Origin of the sequence: Acinetobacter sp. YH12070 (assembly GCF_013419625.1) — a bacterium.
GTDB classification, from domain to species: Bacteria; Pseudomonadota; Gammaproteobacteria; order Pseudomonadales; family Moraxellaceae; genus Acinetobacter; species Acinetobacter amyesii.
This window is the reverse complement of record NZ_VOZT01000127.1, coordinates 1-1,986: the sequence shown is the minus strand read 5'-3', so window position 1 is coordinate 1,986 and position 1,986 is coordinate 1. Positions and strand designations below refer to the sequence as shown.

At 38.3% G+C, this 1,986-nt stretch carries 4 protein-coding genes and 2 pseudogenes; all 6 read right to left on the bottom strand.

Going from position 1 to position 1,986, the window contains the following annotated elements; translation table 11 throughout:
* Positions 1-83 (bottom strand): annotated as a pseudogene (locus FTU17_RS17225) (IS1595 family transposase); the annotation flags it as partial.
* Between the two features lie 113 nt (positions 84-196).
* A complete protein-coding gene (locus FTU17_RS17220; RefSeq protein ID WP_180021364.1) occupies positions 197-454 on the bottom strand; it encodes a hypothetical protein in 258 nt (85 codons plus the stop codon).
* 105 nt (positions 455-559) lie between these two features.
* Complete coding sequence (locus FTU17_RS17215) at positions 560-769, bottom strand: hypothetical protein (protein ID WP_078191130.1); 210 nt, start codon at positions 767-769, stop codon at positions 560-562.
* 216 nt (positions 770-985) lie between these two features.
* A complete protein-coding gene (locus FTU17_RS17815) occupies positions 986-1,144 on the bottom strand; it encodes a DUF2569 family protein (protein WP_180136127.1) in 159 nt (52 codons plus the stop codon).
* 107 nt (positions 1,145-1,251) lie between these two features.
* Positions 1,252-1,827 (bottom strand): DUF4126 domain-containing protein, encoded by a 576-nt coding sequence (locus FTU17_RS17205; RefSeq protein ID WP_111884815.1) that lies wholly within the window; start codon positions 1,825-1,827, stop codon positions 1,252-1,254.
* Positions 1,828-1,892: 65 nt separating this feature from the next.
* Positions 1,893-1,986 (bottom strand): annotated as a pseudogene (locus FTU17_RS17200) (IS1595 family transposase); the annotation flags it as partial.

Below are 1,986 nucleotides of genomic sequence, written 5' to 3'. Positions count from 1 at the left end.
GTTTTAGAAGCAGGAATATCAATGCAAAAGCACTGAATAATTTTTTTAATCTTATAGTGACTTAATTTACTGTTTTCTATCATGATTCTAGACTAACATATCTATTCTGCTAGTCTAGAGCCTTAAAAAATACAAAACTACTTTTAAGTGTGTAACATCAGTTATTTAATTCATGATCAATTCAACGATTTATTAGTCAATGAACTAAATAGCTTTGTACCCACTGTGCGCTAAACCACCAACCACTACATGCCGCCATACCACAGAGTAAATTGGCCAAAATTTTATTCATTCGACTGAGGTCTGATGTATATATTTTGAGATTGATCAGATATGCAATCACGGCATATACCAGTCCAATCGCACCACCAATGATGATCAGGATCAAAGGCCATGCTGCATAGGCATGCGCCTCTGCTGGATATTTTGTAGAACGGATGGTTTCTGTGGTCATGCTGTATATCCTATTAATAACGCGATTACCTTTTTTAGTTAGCAATTTCTGCGCCATTTTTCTTGGATATACAGCTTTATTTCAAGGTTAATGCATGTTGAATTTCTAGCTTTGACTACAGCATTTATCGCAACCGACAACTTTTTCTGTAGGCCAGCTCATTCGTGCACGCTTATAAGCGAGTTCGAAATTGGCAAAATAACCAATCAATATTTGCTGGTCAAACTGCGGCATGTCTACGCATCCTTGCGTACCATTGTGAATTAAATGCGAGCCATTCGTTAAGGCATTTTCATCGACTATAAATTTAATCATCTACCACTCCCCTCATTATTTTTTATAAAATTCAAAGATTAATAAATCCATATAAAAATTATGTGATTTATAAGCACATACTAAAATTATGCCTTTATTGTTCAAAAATCAATCGCAATTTAAAGATTTTTTTTAGCCGTCTCTTGGATGCCTTAAACGCAGAATGATGTGCTCTTTTAAGACAGATAGGTGGAATTGCTTGATAGAGATTTGCGCTTAAGCCGAGTGCTTTGTATGTTGAATAAAGGTATTTTTCACTCGAACTGACATCAACAAATACGGCGTCCAAATCAGACAACCCATAGTACTCGTCGCTAACTGTATGATGGTCTGTGTATCAGTAGCGCTTCTTATAATTTTTATAATCTTTATCAAACTTTGCTAATACTCAGTTTCTGATTTTTAATTTTATATTTATTAAACAAAACGCAGATCACTCACTCTAAAAGATGGATTCATTTTAGAGTGAAATATTGATTGGTTTATAAAGGGGTATCGACCTGTACAGTTCGTTTTTGGCGAATGCGGCGAACCAACCAGATCACGATTGCAATCACTAAGATCACAACAAAAAATGGAACTAAAAAGGCCAATACTGACAAGACTGCAGCACCAATCCATTCTCCTGTAGATAAGATGGGGTTTGCAACGCCACCTGTGGTTGCGGTAGATACACCACGCGCAGCGACAGTACTCATTTGCACTGCTGTTGCTGTACCACCACCCACGATAATTGCTGCAGCCCAACTGGCAAACTGTGACATTTCACCTGAGCTGACTGCCATTGTGGCAATGGTCCCTGCAATCATGGCTGCAGGTGTTGAAATGGTGTCGAGCGCATTATCTACCCAAGGAATATAGTAAGCTGCAATTTCACAAACCGTCGCAATTGCTAAGCCAATACAAACCGCAGGCATAGACAACCATTCGAATCCTTTCATTGGTTCGAATAGTCCTAAAATGGATGCAACACTCATCACCAATAAAGGTACAAAGACACGGAAGCCACAAGCAGCACTTAAGCCAATACCAATACACAGTCCTAATATTGTTTCCATGGGCTTCTCCGAACAGTTAAATGTGCAATTTGTTTGGCTCTAGACTAGCAGATTTGCACTTAGTTTTACCTAATGAGGTCCCACAACTCTGTTGCTAGCTCATTAGGCTCCCTCATCCAACGCCATTCTGTTTCTTTAAGATGATAATCAAAATACTCT